Source organism: Crenalkalicoccus roseus (assembly GCF_004761865.1).
In the GTDB taxonomy this organism is placed as follows: domain Bacteria; phylum Pseudomonadota; class Alphaproteobacteria; order Acetobacterales; family Acetobacteraceae; genus Crenalkalicoccus; species Crenalkalicoccus roseus.
Genome location: NZ_SJDM01000004.1, coordinates 71,329 through 97,469, shown reverse-complemented (window position 1 = coordinate 97,469; position 26,141 = coordinate 71,329). Strand labels below are relative to the sequence as shown.

23 protein-coding genes are annotated in these 26,141 nt (G+C 74.3%); 16 read left to right on the top strand and 7 right to left on the bottom strand.

The features are described from left to right. Positions 1-50 precede the first annotated feature (50 nt). The 4 genes from ET526_RS05560 to ET526_RS05545 form a co-directional block, all read right to left on the bottom strand. Positions 51-1,436: a glycosyltransferase family 4 protein gene (locus ET526_RS05560; protein ID WP_240048270.1), complete on the bottom strand. Its 1,386-nt coding sequence runs from the start codon at positions 1,434-1,436 to the stop codon at positions 51-53. After that, positions 1,433-2,638: a DegT/DnrJ/EryC1/StrS family aminotransferase gene (locus ET526_RS05555; protein ID WP_135466687.1), complete on the bottom strand. Its 1,206-nt coding sequence runs from the start codon at positions 2,636-2,638 to the stop codon at positions 1,433-1,435. The genes ET526_RS05560 and ET526_RS05555 overlap by 4 nt, the downstream gene beginning before the upstream one ends. Before the next feature lie 248 nt (positions 2,639-2,886). Next, entirely contained in the window at positions 2,887-3,399 is a 513-nt protein-coding gene (secB, locus tag ET526_RS05550) for a protein-export chaperone SecB (RefSeq protein WP_135466686.1), read from the bottom strand. 110 nt (positions 3,400-3,509) lie between these two features. Next, positions 3,510-4,088, bottom strand: a complete 579-nt coding sequence (locus tag ET526_RS05545) for a histidine phosphatase family protein (RefSeq protein ID WP_135466685.1) — start codon at positions 4,086-4,088, stop codon at positions 3,510-3,512. A gap of 163 nt (positions 4,089-4,251) precedes the next feature. On the opposite strand from ET526_RS05545, the gene ET526_RS05540 reads away from it, so the two are divergent. The 16 genes from ET526_RS05540 (at position 4,252) to ET526_RS05465 (ending at position 21,836) form a co-directional block, all read left to right on the top strand. Continuing rightward, on the top strand, positions 4,252-4,935 hold the full coding sequence (locus ET526_RS05540) for a Tim44/TimA family putative adaptor protein (RefSeq protein WP_135466684.1): 684 nt from the start codon (positions 4,252-4,254) through the stop codon (positions 4,933-4,935). A 9-nt stretch (positions 4,936-4,944) separates the two neighbouring features. After that, complete coding sequence (mltA, locus tag ET526_RS05535; protein ID WP_240048269.1) at positions 4,945-6,084, top strand: murein transglycosylase A; 1,140 nt, start codon at positions 4,945-4,947, stop codon at positions 6,082-6,084. Positions 6,085-6,088: 4 nt separating this feature from the next. Beyond that, on the top strand, positions 6,089-6,856 hold the full coding sequence (locus ET526_RS05530; protein ID WP_135466683.1) for a (Fe-S)-binding protein: 768 nt from the start codon (positions 6,089-6,091) through the stop codon (positions 6,854-6,856). Further along, positions 6,853-7,590, top strand: coding sequence for a 2OG-Fe dioxygenase family protein (locus ET526_RS05525; protein WP_240048268.1), 738 nt, complete (start codon positions 6,853-6,855; stop codon positions 7,588-7,590). The genes ET526_RS05530 and ET526_RS05525 overlap by 4 nt, the downstream gene beginning before the upstream one ends. A 520-nt stretch (positions 7,591-8,110) precedes the next feature. Further along, positions 8,111-8,803: a Crp/Fnr family transcriptional regulator gene (locus ET526_RS05520; RefSeq protein WP_135466682.1), complete on the top strand. Its 693-nt coding sequence runs from the start codon at positions 8,111-8,113 to the stop codon at positions 8,801-8,803. A gap of 327 nt (positions 8,804-9,130) precedes the next feature. Then, positions 9,131-9,886: a hypothetical protein gene (locus tag ET526_RS05515; RefSeq protein ID WP_135466681.1), complete on the top strand. Its 756-nt coding sequence runs from the start codon at positions 9,131-9,133 to the stop codon at positions 9,884-9,886. Between the two features lie 255 nt (positions 9,887-10,141). Further along, positions 10,142-13,024: a monovalent cation/H+ antiporter subunit A gene (locus tag ET526_RS05510; RefSeq protein ID WP_135466680.1), complete on the top strand. Its 2,883-nt coding sequence runs from the start codon at positions 10,142-10,144 to the stop codon at positions 13,022-13,024. Position 13,025: 1 nt separating this feature from the next. Then, a complete protein-coding gene (locus tag ET526_RS05505; protein WP_135466679.1) occupies positions 13,026-13,382 on the top strand; it encodes a Na+/H+ antiporter subunit C in 357 nt (118 codons plus the stop codon). Then, a complete protein-coding gene (locus tag ET526_RS05500; protein ID WP_135466678.1) occupies positions 13,379-14,914 on the top strand; it encodes a monovalent cation/H+ antiporter subunit D in 1,536 nt (511 codons plus the stop codon). The genes ET526_RS05505 and ET526_RS05500 overlap by 4 nt, the downstream gene beginning before the upstream one ends. Before the next feature lie 2 nt (positions 14,915-14,916). Next, on the top strand, positions 14,917-15,408 hold the full coding sequence (locus tag ET526_RS05495) for a Na+/H+ antiporter subunit E (protein WP_135466677.1): 492 nt from the start codon (positions 14,917-14,919) through the stop codon (positions 15,406-15,408). Continuing rightward, positions 15,405-15,674: a K+/H+ antiporter subunit F gene (locus tag ET526_RS05490; protein WP_135466676.1), complete on the top strand. Its 270-nt coding sequence runs from the start codon at positions 15,405-15,407 to the stop codon at positions 15,672-15,674. The genes ET526_RS05495 and ET526_RS05490 overlap by 4 nt, the downstream gene beginning before the upstream one ends. Positions 15,675-15,682: 8 nt before the next feature. Next, positions 15,683-16,075 (top strand): Na+/H+ antiporter subunit G, encoded by a 393-nt coding sequence (locus ET526_RS05485; protein ID WP_135466675.1) that lies wholly within the window; start codon positions 15,683-15,685, stop codon positions 16,073-16,075. Positions 16,076-16,114: 39 nt separating this feature from the next. Continuing rightward, positions 16,115-17,518, top strand: a complete 1,404-nt coding sequence (gene trkA, locus ET526_RS05480) for a Trk system potassium transporter TrkA (protein ID WP_135466674.1) — start codon at positions 16,115-16,117, stop codon at positions 17,516-17,518. Between the two features lie 60 nt (positions 17,519-17,578). After that, the gene (locus ET526_RS05475; protein ID WP_240048267.1) at positions 17,579-19,018 is read left to right on the top strand and encodes a TrkH family potassium uptake protein; all 1,440 of its coding nucleotides are present in this window, start codon (positions 17,579-17,581) and stop codon (positions 19,016-19,018) included. A gap of 39 nt (positions 19,019-19,057) precedes the next feature. Further along, positions 19,058-20,245 (top strand): bifunctional phosphopantothenoylcysteine decarboxylase/phosphopantothenate--cysteine ligase CoaBC, encoded by a 1,188-nt coding sequence (gene coaBC, locus ET526_RS05470; protein WP_135466672.1) that lies wholly within the window; start codon positions 19,058-19,060, stop codon positions 20,243-20,245. Positions 20,246-20,423: 178 nt separating this feature from the next. After that, positions 20,424-21,836 (top strand): FAD-binding oxidoreductase, encoded by a 1,413-nt coding sequence (locus ET526_RS05465; protein WP_135466671.1) that lies wholly within the window; start codon positions 20,424-20,426, stop codon positions 21,834-21,836. A gap of 121 nt (positions 21,837-21,957) precedes the next feature. On the opposite strand, the gene ET526_RS05460 is transcribed toward ET526_RS05465, so the two are convergent. The 3 genes from ET526_RS05460 to ET526_RS05450 all read right to left on the bottom strand — a co-directional run bounded on the left by ET526_RS05460 (position 21,958) and on the right by ET526_RS05450 (position 26,133). Then, positions 21,958-23,820 (bottom strand): transglycosylase domain-containing protein, encoded by a 1,863-nt coding sequence (locus ET526_RS05460; RefSeq protein ID WP_135466670.1) that lies wholly within the window; start codon positions 23,818-23,820, stop codon positions 21,958-21,960. Between the two features lie 161 nt (positions 23,821-23,981). Beyond that, positions 23,982-25,844, bottom strand: a complete 1,863-nt coding sequence (ptsP, locus tag ET526_RS05455) for a phosphoenolpyruvate--protein phosphotransferase (protein WP_135466669.1) — start codon at positions 25,842-25,844, stop codon at positions 23,982-23,984. Continuing rightward, positions 25,834-26,133 (bottom strand): HPr family phosphocarrier protein, encoded by a 300-nt coding sequence (locus tag ET526_RS05450; protein ID WP_135466803.1) that lies wholly within the window; start codon positions 26,131-26,133, stop codon positions 25,834-25,836. Before ET526_RS05450 ends, ptsP begins: the two co-directional genes overlap by 11 nt. Positions 26,134-26,141: the final 8 nt, after the last annotated feature.

Here is a 26,141-nt window from a genome sequence, read left to right as displayed (position 1 = left end):
TCGGGCGGCTGCTTCACCGCTCCGGCGCTCCCGCCTCCGCGGATCAGGCGCTAGAGCCGTTTCCTCTCGGCCGCGATCGCGGGAACGGGTGCGGAGTCTCGCTTGCGGAGCGGAGTCGCGCTTCCGGCCGTTTGCCGCCCTCCGTGATCCGCTTCGGCCGCCCGCTCGACGATCTCGCAGAAGCGCACCGCCAGCAGCCGCCGGTCCCAGCGGCGCACCGCCTGGGCACGGCCCGCGGCGCCGAGCGCGGCGCGGCGGGCAGGGTCGGCGGCCAGCGCCGCCAGCGCGGCGCCGAGCGCGGCCGCTTCGGCCGGCGGCACGACGATGCCGCAGGGCCCCTCGGCCAGCAGCCTGGCCGCCCGGCCGGGCAGGTTCGCCACCACCGGCAGGCCGGTGGCGAGGTAGTCCATCAGCTTGTTCGGCGCCGTCCACTCGGCGAAGGCCGGCTGGTCGGCCAGGCACTGCACGCCGATCTGGCTGCCGGCCAGAAGACCGGCGAGCAGCGGCTTCGGCAGCGGGTCGAGGAAGGTGACGTTCTCCAACCTCTCCGCCGCGGCGCGCGCCATCAGGCGCGGCTTCTCCGCCCCCTCGCCCACCAGCACCAGCCGCACCCGCCGCTCCTCGCGCGCGAGGAGCCAGGCGGCGGCGTCGAGCAGCAGGTCGAGCCCGTTGGCGCGCCCATGCGCCCCGGCATAGACGGCGAGCGCCTCGGAGGAGCGCGCCTGCTCCGGCCGCCAGGCCGCAGCCTGCGGGCCGAACAGGTCGAGGTCGCAGCCATTCGGCACCACATGCACCCGCGCCGGGTCGGCGCCATGCGCCACCGCCGTCTCCGCCATGCCTTCCGAGAGCGCGATGACGGCGGCGGCGCGGCGGCAGGCGGCGTCGGCCAGCCGGTCCATCGCCCACCACAGCGGCGGGGCGCCGATCCCCATGGCGCGCGGCAGTTCCGGCCAGGGGTCGCGGATCTCGAAGACGAAGGGCAGGCCGCGCCGCCACGCCGCGGCGAGCGCCGGCAGCGCCACGCTGAGCGGCGTCGAGCTGGCGATGGCGACATCCCACCCCTCCCGCAGGGCGAGCGGCGTCGCCCGCGCGGCGTAGCGCAGGTAGGAGAGGCAGCGGGCGGCGGTGCCCTGGGCATTGCCGGCGGAGATGGCGAATTCGGTCACGCGGAAGGAGGCGACCTGCCCCTCGCGCCGGCCGCGGCGGAAGGGGCCGGCAAGCCCGGTCTCGGCCCCGGCGTAGCGGCCGCAGGCGACGGTCACCGCATGGCCGCGCGCCGCGAGGGCGCGGGCCATGGCGAAGCTGCGGGTGGCGGTGGCGCCGGCCGGGGTGGAGAAGTGCTGGTGCAGGTAGAGGATGCGCAGGGGGCGTTCCGCCCGTCCCCTGCCGATCCATGGGCGTCCCCCCTCATCCGCCCATGCGCCGGGCGGCGTCATGCCCGGAAGCAGTCGCGGATCGCGGCGATCACCCGCCGCTGCTGCTCCGGCGTCATGGCGCTGCCGGAGGGCAGGCACAACCCCTGCTCGAACAGCCGCGCCGCCACCGCCCCCCCGGCATGGGGGGCGCGGCGGAAGGCCGGCTGCAGGTGCAGGGGCTTCCACACCGGGCGGCTCTCGATGCCGGCGGCGGCGAGGGCCCGGCGCACCGCCTCCCGGTCGGTGCGGGCGCGGCGCGGATCGATCAGCGCCACGCTGAGCCAGCGGCTGCTGCGCCCCCAGGCGGGCTCGGGCATGAAGCGGAGGCCGGGCAGGTCGCCGAGGCCCTGCACATACCGCTCGAAGACGGCGCGCCGCGCCGCCACCCGGGCGGCGAGGGCAGGAAGCTGGGCCAGGCCGATCGCCGCCAGCACCGAGGACATGCCGTAATTGTAGCCCGTCGTCTCGTGCTGGTAGTGCGCCGCCGGCTCCTTCGCCTGCGCCGCCAGCATGCGGGCGCGCGTGGCCAGGGCGGCGTCCTCCGTCGCCAGCGCCCCCCCGCCGCCGGCGGTGACGATCTTGTTGCCGTTGAAGCTGAAGCTGGCGAGGCGGGCGCCGCGCCCGGCATGACGCCCGCGCTGAGTGGCGCCGAGGGCGGCGGCGCTGTCGCTCAGCACCGGCACGCCCCAGCGGTCGCAGGCGCCGCGGATGGCGTCGAGGTCGCTGCACTGTCCGAACAGATCCACCGGCACCACCGCCCGCGGCAGCCGGCCGCGCCGCGCCGCCCGCGCCAGCTCGCGCTCGAGCAGCGCCGGGTCGAGGGTCCAGCTCTCGGGGCAGACGTCGAGGAAGCGCGGCAGGGCGCCCATCTGCACCGCCGGGCCGATGGTGGCGACGAAGGTGAGGGTGCTGGTCCAGACCTCGTCCCCCGGCGCCACGCCGAGGCAGCGGTAGCCGAGATGCAGCGCCGCCGTGCCGGAGGCCAGGGCGAGGACGTGCGGAAAGCCGGTGGCCTCGGCCAGCGCCGCCTCGAAGGCCGCGACGGTCGGCCCCGCCGGGGCGAGCCAGCCGGAGTCGAGGGTGGCCTGCAGCGAGGCCATCTCCCCGCCCGCGAGGTGGGGCGGCGAGAGCAGCAGGTCGGGCGGCGGCGGCGGCGCCCGGCGCCCGCCGCGGGGGAAGGCCAGCACGGGGGGCGCCGCCGCCGCTTCCTGGCCTTGGCCCATCCTCGTCTCTCCGCCAGAACGAATTCGTAATAGATTGGCGGGGAGGGCAATTCAAGCGTGAAGAGAATCTCCCATCCCGTCACGCAACCATTTCGAGTGCTTGCCGTCCCACGCAACGGTCCGGCTGTCCCACGCATCCGGGCAGGCGCGCGGTATGGGCCATGGGCCGTGCTCCCGAAGAGGCGCGGCAGCTTGGATGGGCATCCGTCCGCGGCCTCGGCACCGGTCGAGGACCGGTGCCGCCGGCATCAGGCGGTGCCGACCGGCCCTGCCGGGCCGCGGCGGGCCTGCCACAGCGCGACGAAGTCGATCGGCGCCAGCAGCACCGGCGGGAAGCCGCCGTCGCGCGTCACATCGGCCAGGATGTTGCGCGCGAAGGGGAAGAGCAGCCGCGGGCATTCCACCAGCAGCACCGGCTCCAGCGCCTGCGGGTCCACGTTGACGGTGAAGATGCCGCAATAGACCAGCTCGGCGATGAAGCAGGTCTGCTGCTGCCCCTTCACCTGCGCCTGGGCGTCGGCGCGGATCTGCAGTGACACCTCGTAGACGTTGCCCTGCACCCCCTCGCCCTGCAGGCCGCGCGCCTGGACGTCGAGCTTGAGGTCGATCCGCGGCTGCTCGCGCAGGATCGCGAAGATCTCCGGCGCCCCCGGCACCTCGAAGGAGAGGTCCTTGGTGTACTGCAGGTTCAGCACGAGCGGCCCCTGGGCGGGCGGCGGCGCGCCGGCGGCGGGGTCGTTCACGGGCGACTGGTCGGACATGCGGGAGCCTTTCGCGCGAGGTGCGGGGCAGGCGGCGGAAGGGGCGGCCCGGCCCCGCGGCCGGAGAGCCTCCGGAAGCGGGCGCGCTCTAGCACGCGCCCCGCCCCGAGTCAGGGCTTGACGACGCTCGGGTGCGGGGCCCGCCAGGCGATGCCGCGCGGCGCCGGCAGGGTGGGGTCGCAGCGCCGCCACTCGCCGTTCAGCAGCCGCTCTCCTGTCATCGCCAGGATGAAGCCCCAGTGCGAGACCACCAGCGTGTCCCGCCAGTCGGGCAGCGCGGCCATCTCGGCCCGGAACAGGGCGGCGCGGGCCTCGATCTGCTCGTCCGGCTCCTCGACCGCGGGCCACCACACCTCCTCGACCTGGCTGAAGTCGAGCTCCGGCCAGGCGAGGGCGAGTTCGGTGCGCGGGGTGCCGATGTCGCAGACGAAGGCGTAGCGCTCCCGCACGATCGGGTTGATGATCACCGGCAGGCCGAGCCGCCGCGCGATCGGCGCCGCCGTCTGCAGCGCGCGGGTATATGGGGAACAGATGATGCGCCGGATCCGTTCTCCCGCCAGGGCCTCCGCCGCCGCCTCGGCCTGGCGCATCCCCGCCTCGGTCAGGCGCGGGTCGGGAATGCCCGGGTCGCGCCGGGTGGCGGTGAAATGCAGGTTGAACTCGCTCTGCCCATGGCGCAGCAGGATCATCGCGGCAATGGTCCGGAAGGCGCCCCCGGGCCGGCCGGGCCGGAGGACGGGAAGGGTGGCGCGGAACGGCGCCGAGGGCGATAGCCGGGGGGCGGGGTGGTGACAAGACGGCGGCGTTGCGGCCATCCGCCCGGCCCCCTAAGTAGGTAAAAAGGAGTCCACGATGTCGGGCGGCTTCCCCGTTGACCTGATCCTCTTCGCGATGGTGGCGGCATTCCTGGTGCTGCGCCTGCGCAGCGTGCTGGGCCGCCGCACCGGCTTCGAGCGGCCGCCCCAGGCGGAGGGCCGCCCCGGCGGCTACGATCCGCGCGCCGCCCGGCAGGCCGAGCCGGAGGCGGAGGCGCAGCTTCCCCCGCCCGCCACCGGCCGCGCCCGGCGCATCCTGCCCGACCCGCGGACCCCGCCCGGCCAAGCGCTGGCACGCATCGCCGCCGCCGACCCCTCCTTCGAGCCGCAGCGCTTCCTCGACGGCGCCGAGGCCGCCTTCGGCATGATCGTGCAGGCCTTCGCCGCCGGAGACCGCCAGACCCTCCGCGCCCTGCTCTCCGACGACACCTATGCCGGCTTCGAGCAGGCCATCACCGCGCGGGAGCAGGCCGGGGAGCGCCAGCGCACCGAGCTCCGCGCCATCACCGAGGTGGCGATCGAGTCGGCGGACCTGCGCGGCAGCGTCGCCGACGTGACCGTGCGCTTCGTCTCCGACCAGATCAACATGACCACCGGCCGCAACGGCGAGGTGGTGGCGGGCAGCGACGCGGTCACCGAGCTGACCGACATCTGGACCTTCCAGCGCGACCTGCAGGCCGCCGATCCCACTTGGCGCCTGGTCGCGACCCGCAGCGCCTGATCCCGGCGGGTGCCGCAGCACAAGCGCCGCGGCGACAGGCGCCGCTTCCTCGCCGCCTTCCTCCTCCTCATGGGGGGCGGCGCGGCGCAGGCCTCCTCCCCTCGTCCCGTTCCCCACGTCGCCCTGCCCGGCTGGACGGAGGACAGCCCGAGCCGGGCGCTGCCCCCTCTCCTCGCCACCTGCGCCCGCCTCGACGACACCCCGGCGCGGTCCCTGGGCGGCGCCGGCATCCTGGCCCAGCGCGGCGGCGCCCCCGCGCTGTGGCGGGAGGCCTGCGCCGAGGCCGCCTCGCTCGCCGCCATCCTGCCCGAGGCCCCGCCGGCGCGCGAGGCGGCGGTGCGCGCCTTCCTCGAACGCCGCTTCGAGGCCTTCGCCCTCGGCACCGGCCTGCTCACCGGCTACTACGAGCCGGAGCTGCGCGGCGCGCTGCGCCCCGGCGGCCCCTATCGCGTCCCGCTCCGCGCCCCGCCCCCGCCCGGCACGCCGCTGCCGGAACGGGCCGCCATCGAGGCGGGGGCGCTGGACGGGCTGGGGCTGGAACTCGCCTGGGTGGACGACCCGGTGGACGCCTTCTTCCTGCAGATCCAGGGCTCCGGCCGGGTGCGGCTGGCCGAGGGAGGGGTGCTGCGCCTCGGCTATGCGGGGCGGAACGGCCACCCCTACCGCAGCATCGGCCGGCTGTTGATCGAGCGCGGGGAGATCGCGCGCGAGGCAATGTCCATGCAGGCGATCCGCGCCTGGCTCGCCGCCGCCCCGCCGGAGCAGGCGCGGGCGGTGCTGCACCACAACCCGGCCTACATCTTCTTCCGCCCCGTCGAGGGGCTGGCGCCGGAGCAGGGGCCGGTCGGCACCCTCGGCGTGCCGCTGACGCCGCGGCGCTCCCTCGCCGTGGATCCCGCCTTCGTGCCGCTCGGCGCGCCGGTCTGGATCGCCGCGCGCGACCCGCTGGACGGGGCGCCGCTGCGCCGGCTGGTGGTGGCGCAGGACACCGGCAGCGCGATCCGCGGCCCTGCGCGCGGCGACCTGTTCTGGGGCTGGGGGGAGGAGGCGGAAGCCCGCGCCGGGCTGATGCGCGAGCCGGCGGAGATGTTCGTGCTGGTGCCCCGGCCCTCCGTGCCTTCCGCGGCGGAGGGCGGGGGCCTAGATTGAAGCCATGCCCCTCCACCGGCCGCGCATCGCCCTGTTCGTCACCTGCCTCGTGGACCTCTACCGGCCGGCCGTCGGCTTCAGCGCCATCCGGCTGCTGGAGGCAGCGGGTTGCACGGTGGAGGTGCCGCGCGGCCAGACCTGCTGCGGCCAGCCCGCCTACAATAGCGGCGACCGCGCCACCACCCGCGACCTGGCGCGGCGGGTGATCGACGACTTCCTGCCCTACGACCACACGGTGGTGCCCTCGGGCTCCTGCGGCGGCATGATCATCCGCCACTATCCGGGCCTGTTCGCCGACGACCCGCACTACCGCGCCAGGGCCGAGGCGCTGGCAGCGAAGACGCACGAGCTCGTCTCCTTCCTCACCGACGTGATGGGGGTGGAGCGGGTCGCGGCGCGCTACGACGGGGTGGTGGCCTATCACGATTCCTGCTCGGGCCTGCGCGAACTGGGCATCCGCGCGCAGCCGCGCCGGCTGCTCGGCACCGTGCAGGGGCTGACCCTGCGCGAGCTGAAGGACCCCGAGCTGTGCTGCGGCTTCGGCGGCACCTTCTGCGTGAAGTATCCGGACATCTCCACCCGCATGGTCGCCGACAAGGCGAGGGATGTCGCCGCCAGCGGCGCCGACACGCTGCTCGCCGGCGATCTCGGCTGCCTGCTGAACATCGCCGGGCGGCTGAAGCGGGAGGGCGCGCCGGTGCGGGTGCGCCATGTCGCCGAGGTGCTGGCCGGCGGCACCGCCGAGGCGCCGCCGATCGGGGATGCGTCGTGAGCGCGGCCGTGCCCCCCCTCGCGCCGGCGCTGTCCGAGGCGGTGCGCGCGCGGGGCTTCGCGCTGCTGCGGGGGGCGGAGATGGCGGCGGGGCTCGGCTGCACCGCCGCCGAGCTCGACGGCTTCGCCGCGAGCTGGGAGCGGCTGGAGCTGGACCGCCACATGGCCGATGGCGGGCGCTACCGCCGCCGCCGCCACGCCAATTTCAGCCAGCGCGCGGGAGTGGCCCGCACCATCCGCAACCCGCACCGGCCGCATTTCCAGTCCGTGGTGCACAACCGCCTGCATGGCGGCGTGGACCGCTGGTTCGCCCCGGTCGAGGAGGCGGTGGCGGAGAGCGCGCCGGTGCAGGGGCTGCTCGGCCTCGGCCGCGGGGTCGCGGAAGCGCTCCGGCCGGACCGCGACTGGTTCGTGGAGATGCATCAGTTCCGCATCGAGGCCCAGGCGGGCGCCCCGGGCTACCCCACGCCGGAGGGCGTGCACCATGACGGTGTGGATCTGGTGCTGATCGCCCTGATCGCGCGCATCAACCTCGAGGGTGGGGAGACGCTGGTGACCGACCCGGAGGAGCGGGAGCTCGCCCGCTTCATCCTGCGCGAGCGGCTGGACACTGCGGTGCTGGACGATGCGCGCGTCAAGCACGGCGTCACCCCGGTGCGGCCGGCCGACCCGTCCCTCCCCTCCTGCCGCGACGTGCTGGTGCTGACCTGGAAGCACGGTCCGCCGCCCGGCTGAGCCCGGCCCCGCGCCCCCGCCCCGGGGCGCGGCCCGCATTGCGCCGATTTAAGCCTTCTCCCACCCGCCGTTGAGGCTGCCCGCTCCAGGATCCTTCTAGCCGTTCCTGATACCCTTCCGGGTCCGGACGGACGGCGTTCCGACGGCGGCTATTTCCCGGCAAGTCGTCGTCAGACTGGTGGCCTGCGAAGGCTGCCGGCGGGCCGGCCGGATCATTCCGGCCGGCCCGATTTTTCTCGCACCTCGCGGAGGAGCGCGCAGCCTCGCCCCCCGGGCATTCACTCCCGGCGGCAGGCATGATTGAATGCCGCGGCGGGGCCTGCCCCGATCCGGCCTCCGAAGCGGGCAGCGGCGGCGTCCCGGAAACGCCGCCCATGGGACGCGGGCGCGGTGCGAGGCGCCGCGTGCAGCCGCGGTGCAGCTTGGCCGTTCTTTCGGCACCGCGCGGCGCCGCACCGCATCCTGGCCTCCGGCCGGTCCCGGCACCCCCGCCACGCCCCGGACCGCATGAGGAGGCATCATGGAGTACCGCAACAGGCTCCTGGTGGCCCTGCCCCCGGAGGAGCAAGAGCGGCTGCGCCCCCATCTCGAGCCGGTCGCCCTGCGCAGCGGGCAGACCCTGCACTGGCGGGGCGCGCCGATGCTGCACGTGCACTTCGTCGAGGAGGGCCTCGTCTCCGTCCTCGCGCCGGCCGGGGGGCGTGACGAGGTGGAGGCGTGGCAGGTCGGCACCCAGGGCCTAGTCGGGCTACCCCTGATCCTTGGCGGCCATACCTGCCCCTACCGCCATCTGGTCCTGATCGGCGGCCGGGCAATGCGCATCCCCGCCGCGGCGCTGCGGCGCGCCTGCGAGGCGCGGCCGGCGCTGCGGCACGCCCTGCTCGCCCATGCCCGCGCCGCCATGCTGCAGGCGGCGCAGAACACCGTCTGCGCCGTGCGGCACAGCCTGCGCCAGCGCCTGGCCCGCTGGCTCGCCCAGGCCCGCCGGGAGCTCGGCCGCGACGAGCTCGGGCTGACGCACGCAATGTTGTCGCACGTCCTGGGCGCCCGCCGCGCCAGCATCACCACCGCTGTCGGAGAGCTGGAGGATGCCGGTATCCTGCGCCAGCGCCGGGGACGGATCCTGGTCCTCGACCGGGAGGGGCTGGAACGGGCGGCCTGTGGCTGCCACCGCTTCTGCTGCCGCTGCCGCCACGCGCCGCCCACGGCCTGAGACGCGCCGGACGGCGCGCGAATTCCCGTCCCCCACCTCGGGAACGCGACCGCCGGTGCCGCGCGTTCAGCCTCTGCCCGGCGCGCCCAGGAACGGGCCCGGCGCCGGGGTGAGGAGCGGCGTCCCGGCCATGCGATCCTCGACACGCGCCGCCGAGACAGGCCCCGCGGCACCAGGCGCGTCGCCGCGCCCCCGCCGCGGCATGCCGCGGCCGCGCTTCCGCCGACCTCCCCCTCCGCCAGCAGCCCGGGGATCGGCCGCCGGCCCGATCTCCCGCCCGCCTCCCGCCGGCCTCGTTCCTCCTCGCCTGGATGAAGGGAGTTCCCCATGACCCTGGACCTGCGGCTGCAGCGTGCCTTCGACAACATCGAGCTGGTCAGCGGCATCGGCGATCCGCGGCTCGGCCAGATGTGCATCATGTCCCTCGTCGCCTGCCTGGCGGGGGAGGAGCACACGGATTCGCCCGCCACCGCCTCCCCCCTGATCCGCAGCTTCGCCATCCCGCTGAACGACCACCTGCCGCGGGAGGCGCGGCAGCGCCTGAAGCCCTTCGCGCCGCGCATCATCGGCACCAATGACGGCCTGGACGCGCGGCGCGCCGAGATCCTGCGCACCACGCTGGTGCAGGAGATCCTGCCGCGCCTGTCCCACCACTGCCGCCGCCCGGCCGGCGCCCGGCGCGGGCGGCTGGGCCGGGTCTGGGCCGGGCTGCGCCGGCACTACCTGCGCCGCCAGATCGCCCGGCTCCATGCCCAGGCCGAGATGGGCGGCGGGCGGCCGGTGCTCGACCTGCAGATGGCCGGCATGGGCGGCCGGCTGCTCGGCCTCTGCGCGCAGGAGGCCACCGACCCGCGCGAGGCGGACTGGTTCTGGAACCAAGCCATCGGCCTGCTCGACCGCATGTGCGAGGTCGGCCTCGAGGAGGGCCGCCGCCAGCCCGGCACGCCGCGTCCCGACCGGCTGGAATGGCTGGAGGCGACACTGCAGGCGCGCGGCCCGCGGCCGGAGACGCCGGCCGGCGCACAGCCCTTCTGGCTCGCCTTCGCCGGCCTCTCGGCCAAGCCCGGCGCCCCCGGCAACTGAGGCGCCGGGCCCCGCGCCCCGTCTCGGGCCGGGGACGGTGGCGCGACCGGAAGGTTGCTGCTAAGCGCCCCCGAGGGGGTTCCGCCGCCGCGCGGCGCTGCATGACGCCGATCGGATCCCGTCCGGCCCGCCGGCCTTCCCGGCGGCCGGGCGGCCTTCCGCCGCGCGGAGGCGGGCGCCGCGGGCCCTCCGGCGAAGCCCCGCCGGGGGTCGGCCGCCCCCGGACACAGGCCTTGGGAGCGCGTCGCAGCCCGCATGACACTCGCCCTGATCGCGCTGATTCCCCTGCTCGGCGCCTGCCTGCCGCCGCTGACCACCCGTTCGAGCCGCACCGTCACGGCCTGGGCCGCGGCGGCGCCCACCCTGCTCGCCCTGCTGATCCTGGCGGCGCAGGCGCCCGCCGTGTTCGGCGGCGAGGTGGTGCGCACCAGCGCCGAGTGGGTCCCGCGCATCGGCCTGTCCTTCTCCTTCATGCTGGACGGGCTCGGGCTGTTCTTCGCCGGGCTGATCCTCGGCATCGGGCTGCTGATCATCGCCTATGCGCGCCACTACCTCGGCCGGCGCGACCCGATCGGGCGCTTCTACGCCTACCTGCTGCTGTTCCAGGGCGCGATGGTCGGCATCGTGCTCAGCGACAACATCCTGCTGCTGGTGGTGTTCTGGGAGCTGACCAGCCTCAGCTCCTTCCTGCTCATAGGCTACTGGAACCACCTGCCGGAGGGGCGGCAGGGCGCGCGCATGGCCCTCGTCGTCACCGGCGGGGGCGGGCTGGCGCTGCTCGCGGGGATGCTGCTGCTCGGCCAGGCCGCGGGCAGCCACGAGCTGTCGGAGATCCTGGCGCGCGGCGAGGAGGTGCGCGCCTCGCCGCTCTACATGCCGGCACTGCTGCTGGTGCTGCTCGGCGCCTTCACCAAATCGGCGCAATTCCCCTTCCACTTCTGGCTGCCGCACGCCATGGCGGCGCCGACGCCGGTCTCGGCCTACCTCCATTCGGCCACCATGGTGAAGGCGGGGGTGTTCCTGCTGGCGCGCCTCTGGCCGGCGCTGGCCGGCACCGACGCCTGGTTCGTCCTCGTCTCGCTCACCGGCCTCGCCACCATGCTGGTCGGCGCCTGGATCGCGCTGTTCAAGGACGACCTGAAGGCGATCCTCGCCTATTCCACGGTCAGCCACCTCGGCATGATGACCATGCTGCTCGGCTTCAACACCGGCATCGCCGTCATCGCCGCGGTGTTCCACATCCTGAACCACGCCACCTTCAAGGCGGCGCTGTTCATGAGCGCGGGGATCGTGGACCACGAGACGCACACCCGCGACATCCGCAAGCTGGGCGGGCTCTACTGGCTGATGCCCGTCACCGGCACGCTGGCGCTGATCGCCGGCGCCTCCATGGCCGGGGTGCCGCTGCTGAACGGCTTCCTGTCCAAGGAGATGATGTTGGACGCGGCGGCGGAGGCGACGCTCGCCGGCAATGGCTGGGTGGTGGCGACGCTCGCCACCCTCGCCGCCCTGCTCTCCGTCGCCTACTCGGCGCGCTTCGTCTTCGGCACCTTCTTCGGCCGGCCGCGCACCGCCTTCGAGCATCCGCCGCACGAGCCGCCGCCCGGCCTCTGGCTGCCGGTCGCGGTGCTGGTGGTGCCGGTGGTGGCGATCGGCCTGCTGCCGGGCCCGCTCGCCGGCCCGATCGTGGAGATGACCGCGGCGGCGGTGGCGGGCCCGGCGGGGCTGCCGCCGGTGAAGCTCACCCTCTGGCACGGCATCACCCCCGCCCTGGTGATGAGCGTCGCGGCCTTCGCCGGCGCGGCGCTGCTGCTGCTGCTGATCCACCACGTGGAGCGCGCACGCCTCCGCCTCTGGCGCCCCGAGGCCAAGGCGATGTTCGACGCCACGGTCGCCGCCGCGGTGGCCGGAGCGCGGCGCCTGAGCGGGGGGCTGCACACCGGCTCGCTGCCGCGCGACCTCGGCGTGATTGTGCTGGCCATCCTCGCCGTCGGCCTCGCCGGCTTCCTCGGCGCCACCCACGCCCCCGGCGCGCGGGAAGTGCAGCCGACCGGAATCCCGGCGCTCGCCGCCTGGGTCATCCTCGTCGCCGCCTGCGCGGGGCTCGCGGTGGCGCACCGCAACCGGCTGCTGACGCTGATCCTCACCAGCGTGGTGGGGCTGATCGTCTCCCTCGCCTTCCTGCAATTCTCCGCTCCCGACCTGGCGATGACGCAGATCTCGGTCGAGGTGGTCACCACCATCCTGCTGCTGCTCGCGCTCAACCTTCTGCCCAAGACCACCCCGGCGGAACCCGGCACGGCGCGCAAGCTGCGCGACGGCGCCATCGCGGCGGCCGCCGGCCTCGGCGCGGCCGCCCTGGCCTTCGCCGCCATGACGCGGGATTTCGAGACGATCTCCACCTACCACATCGAGCAGTCGAAGCCGGGCGGCGGCGGGACCAACGTGGTGAACGTCATCCTGGTGGATTTCCGCGGCTTCGACACCTTCGGCGAGATCATCGTACTCGGCATCGCGGCGCTGGCGATCCACGCCCTGCTCGCCACCGCGCTGCGCGGCGCCGCGGCGCGGCGCCTCGACGCGATGCGGATGGGCGAGGTCTCGGGAGACGCGCACCCGCTGATGCTGGTGGTCGCCACCCGCGTGCTGCTGCCGCTGGCGCTGACGCTGGCCGCGTACATCTTCCTGCGCGGGCACAACCAGCCGGGCGGCGGCTTCATCGCCGGGCTGATCGCGGCGATCGCGCTGATCATGCAGTACATGGCGAGCGGCCACGCCTGGGCCGCCGCCCGCGCCCGGCTGCAGCCGCTGACCATGATCGGCGCCGGAGTGCTGATCGCGGGGCTGACCGGCATGGGCTCCTGGGCCTTCGGGCGTCCCTTCCTGACCAGCACCTTCGGCTATTTCCACCTGCCGATCGCGGGCGAGGTGGAGCTCGCCTCCGCCATGGCCTTCGACCTCGGGGTGTTCCTCACCGTGGTGGGGGCGGTGGTGCTGGCGCTGTCGCACATCGCGCGCGTGGAGCAGCGGGCGGAGCGGAGCGGCCACGCGCCGGAGGACGCCGCGCTGCCGCCCGGCCCGCCCACCGCAGCACCCCGGATCGGCCTGCGCACGCCGGCCTATGGGCGGGAGGACTGAGATGGAATACCTGGTGGCCAGCGCCATCGGCCTGACGACGGCGGTGGGCGTCTACCTCGTGCTGCGGCCGCACAGCTTTCCCGTCGTGATCGGGATGGCGCTGCTCTCCTACGCGGTGAACCTGTTCATCTTCGCCATGGGCCGGCTGGTGGTGCACCAGCCGCCGGTGCTGCAGCCGGAGGCAACCGGCTACGCCGACCCGCTGCCCCAGGCGCTGGTGCTCACCGCCATCGTCATCTCCTTCGGCATGACGGCGCTGTTCGTGGTGCTGGCGATGCGCGGCTATCTCGAGAGCGGCTCGGACCGCGTGGACGGGCGCGGCCGGCGCACGCCCCCCGCCGTGGAGGAGACGCGATGACCGGCTGGATCGTCCTGCCGATCGTGCTGCCGGCCGCGGTCGCGGCCTTCCTGCTGCTGGCGCTGAGCCGCGATCTGCAGCGCCAGCGCATCGTTTCCGCAACCGCGTCGCTGCTGCTGCTCGCGATCGCGGTCCACCTGCAGGCGCTCGCCTCCGACGGGGTGACCCGGCCCTACTTCGTCGGCGCCTGGCCCGCGCCCTTCGGCATCACCCTGGTGCTGGACGGGCTGTCGGCGACGCTGGTGCTGCTGAACGCCGCGCTCGCCGCCGCGGTGGTGATCTACGCCGCCGGCGGGTGGGACGCGCGCGGGCGGCACTTCCACCCGATGTTCCACTTCCTGATGATGGGGGTGAACGGCGCCTTCCTCACCGGGGACGTGTTCAACCTGTTCGTCTTCTTCGAGGTGATGCTGATCGCCTCCTACGGGCTGATGCTGCACGGGGGCGGGGCGCCGCGGCTGCGCGCCGGCTTCCACTACGTCGCCATCAACCTGACCGGCTCCACCCTGTTCCTCTTCGCGGTCTCGCTGATCTACGCGGTAACCGGCACGCTCAACATGGCCGACCTCGCCGTCAAGATCCCGGCCGTGCGGCCGGAAGACGCGGCGCTGCTGCGCACCGGGGGCCTGCTGCTGATCGTGGTGTTCGCCATCAAGGCGGCGCTGGCGCCGCTGCACTGGTGGCTGCCCAACGCCTATGCCGCAGCGCCTGGCCCCTCGGCGGCGGTGTTCATGATCATGACCAAGATCGGGGCCTACGCCATCCTCCGCGTCTCGACCCTGATCTTCGGCCCCGAGGCAGGGGCGGTGGCGGGGCTGGCGGCGCCCTGGATCCTGCCGGCGGCGCTCCTCACGCTCGGCATCGGCGCCGCCGGGGTGCTGGCCGGGCGGCGGCTCGTGGACATCGCCTGCTTCGCGGCCCTGTGGTCCATGGGCTCGCTGCTCGTCGCGGTCGGACTGCTCGACGGGCCGGGGATCAGCGCCGCGCTCTACTATACCGTGCACAGCACCCTCGCCGGCGCCGCGCTGTTCCTGCTCGCCGATCTGGTGGCGGAGCGCCGCGGCCGGTGGCGCGACCGGCTGGCGATGGCGCCGCCCATAGCCCAGGCGCTGCCGCTCTCGGCGATGTTTTTCGTCGCCGCCATCGCCGTCGCCGGCCTGCCGCCGCTCTCGGGCTTCCTCGGCAAGGTGCTGATCCTGGACGCGGCCCGCGCCTCCGCCTGGGGCGTGTGGGTGTGGGCGGTGCTGCTCGGCACCAGCCTCGTCGTCATCCTCGGCTTCAGCCGGGCTGGCAGCGCGCTGTTCTGGAAGACGCGGCCGGCGGAGGCCGGCGCCGCCGGGGCGGCGGAGGCGCGGGCGGGGCTGCGCCTCGGCGTGGTCGGGGTGCTGCTCGGCGCGACGCTGCTGCTGAGCGTCTTCGCCGGCCCTCTCACCCGCGGCTTCGACGCGGTGGCAGCGCAGGTCCTCGCGCCTTCCGGCTATGTCGCCGCGGTGCTGGGCGGCGCGCCCGCCGCGCCCGGAATGAGGCGGTGACCATGCTGCAGCGGCTGTTTCCGCACCCGGTCCTGAGCCTCGTCGTGGCGGTGGTGTGGCTGATGCTCGCCAACGACCTCTCCCCCGGGCACGTGCTGCTGGCGATCGCCTTCGGCGTCGCGGTACCCAAGCTCACCGCCGCCTACTGGCCCGACCGGCCGCCGCTGCGCCGGCCGGCCATGGTGCTGGAATACTGCCTGGTGGTGCTGTGGGACATCATCGTCTCCAACATCCAGGTCGCCTACCTGGTGCTGTTCCGGCGCGGCGATTCGCTGCGTTCCCGCTACATCACCGTGCCGCTCGACATCACCGTGCCCGAGGCGATCGCGACGCTTGCCGGGACCATCACCATGACGCCCGGCACGGTCAGCGCCGACCTCAGCGCCGACGGCCGCGCGCTGCTGGTCCACTGCCTCGACACCGACGACCCCGAGGGCACGGTGGCGCAGATCAAGCAGCGCTACGAGCGCCGTCTGAAGGAGATCTTCTCATGATCATGGTTGCCTGCGCCATCGCGCTCGCGGTCGTCGCCGCGGGGATGCTGCTCAACCTCTACCGCCTCGCCGCCGGCCCGGACGCGCTGGACCGCGTCCTGGCGCTCGACACCATGGCGATCAACGCCATCGCGCTGGTGATGCTGCTCGGCATCTGGTTCGAGACCCACATCTACTTCGAGGCGGCGCTGCTGATCGCGGCGGTCGGCTTCCTGGCCACCGTGGCCTTCTGCAAGTACCTGCTGCGCGGCAACGTGATCGGCTGAGCCCGGCCATGCCCGCAGCCCTCGAAATTGCCGTCACGGTGCTGATCCTGGCCGGCGCCTTCTTCATGTTCGTCGGCTCCTACGGCCTGGCCAAGCTGCCCGACATGATGCGCCGCCTGCACGGCCCCACCAAGGCGACGACGCTCGGCGTGGGCGCGATCCTGGTGGCCTCGATGCTGGACGCGCTGCTAGTGACCGGCGACCTGTCCATGCACGAGCTGCTGATCGCGGTGTTCCTGTTCCTCACCGCCCCGGTGACGGCGAACATGATCGCCAAGGCGTACATCCTGCGGAATCGCGCCGAACGGGCGGCGCTGCCGCCCACCGGCAGGCCCGCGGGCTGGGCCACCCTGGTCCGCGGCGAGGTTCCCCCGGTGCCGGAGGGATCCATCCGGCCCTGAGGAGGCCTCCCGCGGATCCCGAGCGGACAGGAGGCGGCAATGCGCGTGATCATCTGCGGCGCGGGGCAGGTCGGCTCCACGATCGCGCGGCACTTGGCCTCGGAAGGCATCGACATCACGGTCATAGACGTCTCGCCGGAACAGGCGCGGCGCGCCGACGAGAGCTACGACGTCCGCGGCATGGTGGGCTACGCCTCGCATCCGGAGGTCCTGGCGCGGGCGGGAGCGCAGGACGCGGACATGCTGATCGCCGTCACGCGCTCGGACGAGGTGAACATGGTGGCCTGCCAGGTCGCCTACTCGCTGTTCCGGGTGAAGCGGCGGATCGCGCGCGTGCGCCACGCGGGCTATCTGGAGCCGATCTGGCGCGGCCTGTACGCCGACCAGCAGCTTCCGATCAACGTCATCATCTCTCCCGAGGTGGAGGTGGCCCGCGGCATCGCGCGAAGGCTGCGCACGCCGGGGGCCTTCGACATGGTGCCGCTGGCCGGCGGGCGCGTGCAGCTCCTCGGCATACACTGCACCGACGCCTCCTGCCCCATGGCCGGCCTCGCGCTGCGCGACCTGCCCGGTCGCCTGCCGAACCGGAACTTCGTGGTGGTGGCGATCCTGCGCGAGGGCCATGCCTTCGTGCCCGGCGGTGACGATCGCGTGCAGTGCGGCGACGACGTCTACGTCGTGACGGAGCCCGCCGCAGTCGAGGGAGTGATGGCCGCCTTTGGGCACCGGGAGCGGGTGGCGCGCAGGGTGGTTCTCGTGGGGGGCGGCAATGTCGGCCTGCACCTCGCGCGCATGCTGGTGCGCGAGGCGCCGCTGGTCTCCCTCAAGATCGTGGAGATGTCCCGCGCCCGCGCCGACGAGATCGCCCGCGAGCTGGGCGGCCGGGCGGTGATCCTGCACGGCGACGCGCTCGACGTGGAGGTGCTGGAGGAGGCGAACGTGCAGGCGGCGGAGACCGTGGTCGCCGTCACCAACGACGACGAGACCAACATCTTCTCCTCCATCCTCGCCAAGCGCGCCGGCTGCCAGCGGGCCATCACGCTGGTCAACAAGGCGTCCTACGAGCCGCTTCTCCCCACCTTCGGCATCGACGCGGTGGTGAGCCCGAGCGCCATCACCATCTCCACCATCCTGCGCCATGTCCGCCGCGGCGCCATCGCCGCCGTGTACACGCTGCGGGAGGATTTCGGCGAGGTGATCGAGGCCGAGGCGCTGCCGGGCTCGCGCCTCGTCTCCGGCCCGCTGCGCGCGGTCGGCATGCCGGCGGGGATGCTGGTCGGCGCCATCGTGCGCGCGGGCGAGGTGATCATCCCGACGGCGGAGACCGCGATCCGCCCAGGCGACAGCGTGATCGCCATCGTCTCCTACAACGCCCTGCACGAGGCGGAGAACATCATCGCCGGCGAGGCGCCCGCGGGCGAGCCGGCCGCGAGCCCGTCCTGAATGGATCCCGCGTCCGACGCCCCGCGGCGGCCCGCCTGGTCTCCGCCGCAGCTACGCCCGGTGCTGCATCTCGTCTCGGGGATGCTGCTGGCGCTGGCGGGGCTGATGCTGCTGCCGGTGCTGGTGGACGCGGCGGCCGGGAATCCGGACTGGCAGGTCTTCGCGGTCTCCAGCGCCGTGACCTTCCTGGTGGGGGGCGTCCTGTTCCGCGCCTCCCGCTGCCGGCTTTCCGGCGGGCTGACGCTGCGCCAGGCCTTCGTGCTGACGCCGCTGAGCTGGGCCACCGTCTCCGCCTTCGCCGCGCTGCCCTTCTTCCTCTCGGCGCATGAGGGGCTTGGCGGCAGCGCCACCCACGCCTTCTTCGAGGCGGTCTCCGGCCTGACCACGACGGGCGCGACCGTGGTGACGGGGCTCGACCACGCGCCGCCCGGCATCCTGCTCTGGCGCGCGCTGCTGCAGTGGATGGGCGGCGTCGGCATCATCGCCACCGCGGTGGCGATCCTGCCCGCGCTCGGCGTCGGCGGCATGCAGATGTTCCGCACCGAATCCTCCGATCGGTCGGAGAAGGTGATGCCGCGGGTGCGCCAGATCGCGGTGGCGATCGGCCTCGTCTATCTCGGCCTCACCGTCCTCTGGGCCTTCGCCTACTGGGCCGCCGGCATGACGCCCTTCGACGCGGCGGCGCACGCGCTCACCACCATCTCGACGGCGGGGTATTCGACCTCCGACGCCTCGCTCGGCAACTGGGACGTTCCGGCGATCCACTGGATCGCCACCTTCGGCATGATCGCGGGGGCCGTGCCCTTCGTACTGTACGTGCGGCTGCTGCAGGGCGGGTGGGACGCGCTGCGCGACAGCCAGGTGAGGACGCTGCTCGCCTTCCTCGCCGCGGTGGTCTGCGCGCTGACCCTCTACCTGGCCGCCACCGGCCAGTACGGCCTGGCCGACGCGCTGCGCCACGCCGCCTTCAACACCGTCTCGGTGGTGACCACCACGGGCTACGCCAGCGCCGACTACGCCGCCTGGGGCAACGCGGCGGTAGGCCTGTTCTTCGGCCTGATGTTCGTCGGCGGCTGCACCGGCTCGACCGCGGGCGGCATGAAGATCTTCCGCTTCGAGGTGATGGCGATCATGCTGCGGGCGCAGTTCCTGCGCCTGGTCTTCCCCCGCGGCGTGTTCCCCCGCGCCTATGCCGGCCGCCTCCTGCCCGACGAGGTGGTGGGCTCGGTGGTGGTGTTCTTCTCGCTCTACTTCATCTGCTACGGGGCGCTGACCATCGCCCTGATGGCCCTCGACCTCGACTTCCTGACCAGCGCCTCGGCCGCGGTCGCGGCGCTGTCCAATGTCGGCCCCGGCCTCGGCGAGACGATCGGCCCGGCGGGCAGCTTCGCGCCCCTGCCGGCGGCGGCGAAGTGGCTGCTTTCCTTCGCCATGCTGCTCGGCCGGCTGGAGCTGTTCACCGTGCTGGTGCTGTTCATGCCGCGCTTCTGGCGGGGATAGGGGCGGGACAGCGGCGGCGGCCCGCGCTACTGTTCCGCCATGCTCACGGGCAAGCACATCCTGCTGGTGGTCTCGGGCAGCGTCGCCGCCTACAAGGCGCTGGAGCTGGTGCGGCTGCTGCGCAGGGACGGCGCCGCCGTCACCGCCATCCTCACCGCCGCCGGCGCGCGCTTCGTGACGCGGGAGGCGCTGGCGGCGATCACCGGCGCCCGGGTGCACGACGACCTCTGGGCGGCGGAGGCCGAGATCGGTCATATCCGCCTCGCCCGCCTGCCCGACCTGGTCGTGGTGGCGCCGGCCTCGGCCGACCTGCTGGCGAAGATGGCGCTCGGCCTTGCGGACGACCTCGCCTCGACCGTGCTGCTGGCCACTCGCGCCCCGGTGCTGGTGGCGCCGGCGATGAACCCGGCGATGTGGGAACACCCGGCGACGCGGGCCAACCTCGCCAGCCTCGCCGCGCGGGGCGTTCATGTTGTCGGTCCCGGAGAGGGGCCGATGGCCGAGCCCGAGAGCGGGCCGGGCCGCCTCGCCGAGCCGCCCGAGATCCACGCCACCATCGCCGCGCTGCTGGCCCCGGCGGCGCGGCCGCTCGCCGGCCGGCACGCCCTCGTCACCTCCGGCCCGACGCACGAGCCGATCGATCCGGTGCGCTACATCGCCAACCGTTCGAGCGGCAGGCAGGGCCACGCCATCGCGGCGGCGCTGGCCGCGCTCGGGGCGCGGGTGACGCTGGTCTCCGGGCCGGTGGCGATTCCGGATCCGCCCGGCGTCACGGTACGGCGCGTGGAATCGGCGCGGGAGATGCTCGCCGCCTGCGAGGCGGCGCTGCCCGCCGACATCGCGGTGATGGCCGCCGCCGTCGCCGACTGGCGGGTGGCGCGGGAGGCGGCGCAGAAGCTGAAGAAGGAGGCCGGCGCCCCGGCCCCCACCCTCGCCATGGCGCTCAACCCCGACATCCTGGCCACGCTTTCGGCCCATGCGCGGCGACCGGCGCTGGTGGTGGGCTTCGCCGCGGAGACCGAGCGTGTGGTCGAGCACGCGGTGGCGAAGCGCGCCCGCAAGGGCTGCGACTGGATCGTGGCCAACGACGTCTCCGGCGGCGTCATGGGGGGTGCGGCCAACCGCGTCCACCTCATCACCGAGGCAGGGGTCGAGGACTGGCCGGAGATGCCGAAGGAGGAGGTCGCCGCACGCCTCGCGCGGCGCATCGCCGAGCATCTGCGCTGATCGGCCCGCCGCGGCGGACCGGAGGCGACGCGGGCGCGGCCAGGGAACGGGGCCGGTGGCGGAGGCTCTCCGCCGCGCCTATGCTGCGGGGTCGATCGCATGGCCTGCGCCGGCCGCTTCCGGCCCGGCGGCAGCCCCCTTCCTCCTGTCCAGAGCAGCCTTGGAACCAGCGCTTCCCATGACCCCGCTCGCATCGCTTGCCGAAGCCGTCGGCCCCCGCCACTGCCTGCACGAGCCGGAGGACATCGCCGCCTATGTCGCCGACTGGCGCGGCATCCGCGGCGGCACGCCGATCGCCGTGCTGCGCCCCGGCAGCACGGCGGAGGTCGCGGAGATCCTCCGCCGGTGCGACGCGCACCGCCTCGCCGTGGTGCCCGCGGGCGGACGCACCGGGCTCTGCGGCGGGGCGATCCTGCCCCCCTCGGCTCCGCCCGCGGTGATCCTCAGCCTGGAGCGGCTGAACCGCATCCGCGACGTGGATGCGCGCGACTTCTCCATCGTCGCCGAGGCCGGCTGCGTCGTGCAGCAGGTGCAGCAGGCGGCGCTGGAAGCCGACCGGCTGTTTCCCATCGCCTGGGGCGCGCAGGGCAGCGCTCAGATCGGCGGCATGCTCTCGACCAATGCGGGCGGCATACGCACCATCCGCTGGGGCAATGCGCGGGACCTGGTGCTGGGGCTCGAGGTGGTGCTGCCCGACGGGCGGGTGCTGGACGACCTGCGGCGCGTGCGCAAGGACAACAGCGGCTACGCGCTGCGGCACCTGTTCATCGGCGCCGAGGGCACGCTCGGCGTCATCACCGCCGCGGCGCTGCGCCTGGTGCCGCGGCTGCGCGCGGTGGAGACGGCCTTCGTCGCCGTGTCCTCGCCCGACGCGGCGCTGGCGCTGCTCTCGCGGGTCATGGCGAGCGGGGCGGAGGTGATCGGCTTCGAGCTGATCAAGCGCGTCTGCCTCGAGATCGTCGCGCGCCACGGGCCGCATCTGCGCCTGCCGCTGCCGCTCGATTCGCCCTGGTACGTGATGGTGGAACTCGCCGCCGCGCACCCGGCGGTGCCGGTGCGGCAGATGCTGGAGGCCGCGCTGTTCGAGGCCAGCGAGGCCGGGGAATGCACCGATGCCGTGCTGGCGGAGAGCGAGGCGCAGCGCGCCGCCTTCTGGCGCATCCGCGAGGACTTCCCCGAATTCTCGCGCGCCGCCGGCCCCGCGATCAGCACCGACACCGCCGTTCCCGTCTCCGCCGTGCCGGAGTTCCTGGCCCGTGCCGAACGCGCCCTGGCGGAGCGCTGGCCGGAGGGCGAGATGGTGGCGCTCGGCCATGCCGGGGACGGCAACATCCATCTCGGCCTGAAGGCGCCCGCCGGCGTCACGCGCGAGGAATGGGTGGCGCGCGCCGGCGCGGCCGACATGGTAGTGAACGAGATCGCCGTCGCCCTCGGCGGCAGCTTCAGCGCGGAACACGGCATCGGTCTTTCCAAGCTGCACGTCATGTCGGCGCTGAAGGACCCGCTGGCCATCGAGGTGATGCGCGGCATCAAGCGCGCGCTCGACCCGCGGGGCCTGATGAACCCCGGCAAGGTGCTGCCGCCCAACTGATGCCAGGCCCCGCGGATCGCAACCGATCCGCCCTCGGGCGGCGGCATGGTGCCGGTGCGGGCGGTCGCGCCCGGTGGGATCTGCATGAACCGGCCGCCGCGCGGGCGGGAAGCGTGCGGCCTCAGGGCAGCGCCGCCGCCACTTCCCGGAACAGCAGCGCCGGCAGGGTGCCGCCCCGCACCTCCTCCATCGGTCTGCCGTCGTCATTGCCGAGCCAGACGCCGATCACCGCCGGCCCCGCGAAGCCGACGAACCAGGCGTCGCGGAAATCCTGGGTGGTCCCGGTCTTGCCCCCGACCGCCCGCCCCGGCACCGCGGCGGCGCGGCCGGTGCCGCGCGCCACCACCGCAACGAGCATCCGCCTGAGCGCCGCCGCATCCTCCGCCGCCACCACCCGCCGCGGCCCCGGGCGCGCCACGGGCAGGGCGCGGCCCTCGGCGCTGGCGGCGGCGATGCCGAAGGGCTCCACCCGCAGCCCGCCATTGGCGATGGCGGCATAGGCCGCGGCGAGGTCGAGCAGCGTCACCTCTCCCGTGCCCAGCGCCAGCGAGGCGTCGTTCGGGAATCGTCCGGAGAGGCCGAGCCGCTCCGCCACCTCGGCCGCGGCGCGCGGCCCGCCGGCGCGCAGCAGCACCCGCACCGCGGCGGTGTTCACGCTCTGCGCCAGTGCCTCCTCCAGCGTGATCTCGCCGCGCGTGCGCCAGGCGCCGTTGCCCGGCGACCAGCCGCGCAGCGACAGCGGCGCGTCGGAGACGGCGTCCTCCGGGCGCATTCCCCGCTCCAGCGCGGCGAGGAAGACGAAGGGCTTGAAGGCGGAGCCGGGCTGGCGGCGGGCGCTGGCGGCGCGGTTGAACTGGCTCGTCCGGTAGTCCCGCCCGCCCACCATGGCGCGCACCGCCCCGCTTCCCGCCTCCAGCACCACCACCGCGCCCTGGGTGACGCCCGCCCGCGCCCCCGGCCCCTCCAGCAGCGCCGCGAGGCGCGCCTCCGCCACCGCCTGCAGGCGGGGATCGAGCGTGGCGCGCAGCGTCAGGTCGGCATTGCCGGGGAAGCGCTCCGCCAGCCCGTCCAGCGCCCAGTCGGCGAACCAGCCGGCGCCGAGCGGCGGGCGGTCCGGGATGCGCATCCGGGCAAGCTCCGCCTGCATCTGCGCGGCAGTGAGGACCCCGGTCTCCACCATCGCCTCCAGCACCTCGGCGGCGCGGGCCATGGCGAGATCGGGCGAGGCGCGGGGGTTGTAGCGCGAGGGCGCCTTGGGCAGCCCGGCCAGCATCGCCGCCTGCCACACCGAAACCCGCGCGGCGGGAAGGCCGAAATAGAGGCGCGCCGCGGCATCCACCCCATAGGCGCCGGCGCCGAGATAGACGCGGTTGAGATAGATCTCGAGAAGCTGGTCCTTGGTGAAGCGCCGTTCCAGCCACAGCGCCAGCAGCGCCTCCTGCACCTTGCGGCGCAGGCTGCGCTCCGGCGTCAGGAACAGGTTCTTGGCGAGCTGCTGTGTCAGCGTGGAGCCGCCCTGCACCACCTCCCCCGCCCGCCAATTCGCCCAGGCGGCGCGGGCGAGGCCGGCCGGGTCGAGGCCGGGATGGCGGTGGAAGCGCCGGTCCTCCACCGCGAGCAGCGCCGCCGGCAGGTGCGCGGGCAATTCGCGCAGCCGCACCGTCCGCCCATAGAGGTCGCCCTGCGTGGCAAGAAGGGAGCCGTCCGCCGCGAGCAGCGTGACCGAGGGGCGCCGCGTGGCGGCGAGCGCCGAGTCGGGCCGCGGCATGTCCCAGGTGAACCAGAGCAGCGCGACCCCGAGCGCGAGGCCGCCCCAGACTGTGGCCAGCACCAGCCAGGAGAGCAGGCGCCGCCAGCCGCCCCGGCGCGGCGCCCGGGCGGTGGCGGGAGGGGAGGAGGCGGAGGTGCCGGCACGGCGCGGCGGAGCCTTGGGCCGGGGGGCGGCCTTCCGGCTGCGCGCGCGGCCGACCTTGGCGGGCGGCATGCGCGGCGAAGCTAGAACAGATCGCGGACGGATGGAAACAGCCGGAAGCGCGCAGGCGCCAGGGCGTTTTCCGTCCGCCCCGGCGCGCGGCAAAGGTGCCGGCTTCTCGATGTGCGGGCATCCTCACCCGATCAGGTGAGGCCACCCGAACGGGATCCGCCCTACGCCTTCTCCGGTGCCCCCTCGGCGAAGCCGAGCACCAGCTCGTGGATCCGCGCCGGGTCGGACTGCTCCATCACTCGGCGCGCGAAGCGCGCGCAGTCGGCGATGTCGAGGGCGCGCACCGCCTGCTTCACGCGCGGAATCGCGCTTGCGTTCATGGACAGGCAGCGGATGCCGAGGCCCAGCAGCAGCGGCACCAGGCGGGGATTGCCCGCCATCTCGCCGCAGACCGAAACCGGCATGCGCAGCCTGAGCGCCGCCTCGGTGGCGAACTGCACCAGCCGCAGCACCGCCGGGTGCAGCGGGTCGTAGAGATGCGCCACCTCCGCCTCGCCGCGATCCACCGCCAGGGTGTACATGGCGAGGTCGTTGGTGCCGATGGCGAAGAAGTCGGCCTCGAGCGCGATGGCGTCGGCGGCGAGCGCGGCTCCCGGCGTCTCGATCATGGCGCCGATCTCGGGCAGCTTGTCCGGCAGCGCCACGCCGCGCCGGCGCAGGCGGCGCGCCACGCGTTCGTAGATCTCGCGCGTCTGCTTCACCTCCTCGGGCGTGGTGACCAGCGGCAGCAGGATGCGCACCGGCCCCCTCTCGGCGACGCGCAGGATGGCGGCGAACTGCGCCTCCAGCAGCTCCGGCCGCTTCAGCAGCAGCCGGATGCCACGCAGGCCGAGCGCGGGGTTGGGCCCGGCATGCACCGGCTCGATCCCCTCGGCCAGGGCCTGCATGTCCTTCTCCCCGCCCCAGTCGAGTACGCGGATGGTGACCGGGGCGCCACCCATCGCCTCCAGCACCTGGGCATAGGCCCCGACCTGCGCCTCCTCGTCCGGCAGGTCCTCGCGGTTCATGAACAGGAACTCGGTACGCAGCAGGCCGATGCCCTGGGCGCCGGATTGCTGGATCAGCGGCAGCTCGGCCGGGATCTCGAGGTTGGCCTGCAGCTCCACCTCCTCCCCGTCCGTGGTCACGGCCGGCAGGCGGCGCAGCTTGCCGAGCCGCGCCCGCTCCCGCGCGAAGGCGGCGAGCGCCTCGCGCCCCTCGGCCAGCGCCTTCTCGCCCGGGCGCAGCACGATGGTGCCAGCGCTGCCGTCCAGCACCGCCATGTCGCCGCGCGCCGCGCTCTCGGTCAGGCCCTGCGCGCCGAGCACGGCGGGGATGCCGAGGGCGCGGAGCATGATCGCGGTATGCCCATCCGCGCCCCCCTCCTCGGTCGCCACACCGGCGATGCGCGAGGGGTCGAGCAGCGCCGCGTCGGCCGGCGTCAGCTCCTCGGCTACCAGGATCGAGCCGGCGGGCACCTCCTTCAGGCTGCGGAAGGGGGTGGCGGTCAGGTTGCGGGTCAGCCGGCGGGCGATCTCCCGCACCTCGTCGGCGCGGCGGCGGAGGCCGGCTCGGTCGTCGTCGCGCGCGGCGAGAATGGCGGCGGCGATCGCCTCCGCCTCGTCCTGCACCGCCGTCTCGGCCGCGGTCAGCTCCTGCTCGATCCGCTTGCGCGCGCCGCGCAGCAGGCGGGAGTTGCCGAGCATGAGCACATAGGCGTCGAGCAGCGGCGCCAGCTCCTCCTGCGCCTCCTCGGGCAGCACGCCGAGGCGGTTCTTCAGCTTGCCGAGCTGCTTGCGCGACAGCGCCACCGCCTCGGCCAGGCGCTGGCGCTCCGCCTCCACCTCGCCCGGGGCGATGTTGCGGCGCGGCGCCTCCGCCGGGACGTCGGTGGTGTCGTAGATCGGGCCGATGGCGATGCCGGCGGAGACCGGGATCCCCCGGACCACCGCCTCCCTCGCCCTGCGCCCGGTGCGCCCCGGGCCGGCGCCGCGGCTTCCCTCGGTGCCCTTCTCGTCCTGCCGCTCGGCCTTCTCAGTCTTCATGGAAGCCGGCCTCGACCAGGCCGGCGACAGCCTCGAGCGCTTCCTTGGCGTCCCAGCCCTCGGCCTCGATGGTGATCTGGCTGCCCGGGCCCGCCCCCAGCATCATCAGCCCCATGATCGAGCAGGCGGGCACCCGCTGCCCGTCGCGCAGCACGGAGAGGCAGGCGGAGTAGCGCTCGGCCAGCGTCACCAGCTTGGCCGCGGCGCGGGCGTGCAGGCCGCGGCTGTTGCGGATGGTGAGGGTGCGCCGCAGCACGAGGCCGGAGGGATCGCAACCGCACTCGCCCATGCCGCCCC

Coding starts and splice junctions, on each gene's coding strand:
- ET526_RS05560 (WP_240048270.1), bottom strand. CDS start 1,436: ATGACGCCGCCCGGCGCATGGGCGGATGAGGGGGGACGCCCATGGATC.
- ET526_RS05555 (WP_135466687.1), bottom strand. CDS start 2,638: ATGGGCCAAGGCCAGGAAGCGGCGGCGGCGCCCCCCGTGCTGGCCTTC.
- secB (WP_135466686.1), bottom strand. CDS start 3,399: ATGTCCGACCAGTCGCCCGTGAACGACCCCGCCGCCGGCGCGCCGCCG.
- ET526_RS05545 (WP_135466685.1), bottom strand. CDS start 4,088: ATGATCCTGCTGCGCCATGGGCAGAGCGAGTTCAACCTGCATTTCACC.
- ET526_RS05540 (WP_135466684.1), top strand. CDS start 4,252: ATGTCGGGCGGCTTCCCCGTTGACCTGATCCTCTTCGCGATGGTGGCG.
- ET526_RS05530 (WP_135466683.1), top strand. CDS start 6,089: ATGCCCCTCCACCGGCCGCGCATCGCCCTGTTCGTCACCTGCCTCGTG.
- ET526_RS05520 (WP_135466682.1), top strand. CDS start 8,111: ATGGAGTACCGCAACAGGCTCCTGGTGGCCCTGCCCCCGGAGGAGCAA.
- ET526_RS05515 (WP_135466681.1), top strand. CDS start 9,131: ATGACCCTGGACCTGCGGCTGCAGCGTGCCTTCGACAACATCGAGCTG.
- ET526_RS05510 (WP_135466680.1), top strand. CDS start 10,142: ATGACACTCGCCCTGATCGCGCTGATTCCCCTGCTCGGCGCCTGCCTG.
- ET526_RS05505 (WP_135466679.1), top strand. CDS start 13,026: ATGGAATACCTGGTGGCCAGCGCCATCGGCCTGACGACGGCGGTGGGC.
- ET526_RS05500 (WP_135466678.1), top strand. CDS start 13,379: ATGACCGGCTGGATCGTCCTGCCGATCGTGCTGCCGGCCGCGGTCGCG.
- ET526_RS05495 (WP_135466677.1), top strand. CDS start 14,917: ATGCTGCAGCGGCTGTTTCCGCACCCGGTCCTGAGCCTCGTCGTGGCG.
- ET526_RS05490 (WP_135466676.1), top strand. CDS start 15,405: ATGATCATGGTTGCCTGCGCCATCGCGCTCGCGGTCGTCGCCGCGGGG.
- ET526_RS05485 (WP_135466675.1), top strand. CDS start 15,683: ATGCCCGCAGCCCTCGAAATTGCCGTCACGGTGCTGATCCTGGCCGGC.
- trkA (WP_135466674.1), top strand. CDS start 16,115: ATGCGCGTGATCATCTGCGGCGCGGGGCAGGTCGGCTCCACGATCGCG.
- coaBC (WP_135466672.1), top strand. CDS start 19,058: ATGCTCACGGGCAAGCACATCCTGCTGGTGGTCTCGGGCAGCGTCGCC.
- ET526_RS05465 (WP_135466671.1), top strand. CDS start 20,424: ATGACCCCGCTCGCATCGCTTGCCGAAGCCGTCGGCCCCCGCCACTGC.
- ET526_RS05460 (WP_135466670.1), bottom strand. CDS start 23,820: ATGCCGCCCGCCAAGGTCGGCCGCGCGCGCAGCCGGAAGGCCGCCCCC.
- ptsP (WP_135466669.1), bottom strand. CDS start 25,844: ATGAAGACTGAGAAGGCCGAGCGGCAGGACGAGAAGGGCACCGAGGGA.
- ET526_RS05450 (WP_135466803.1), bottom strand. CDS start 26,133: ATGGGCGAGTGCGGTTGCGATCCCTCCGGCCTCGTGCTGCGGCGCACC.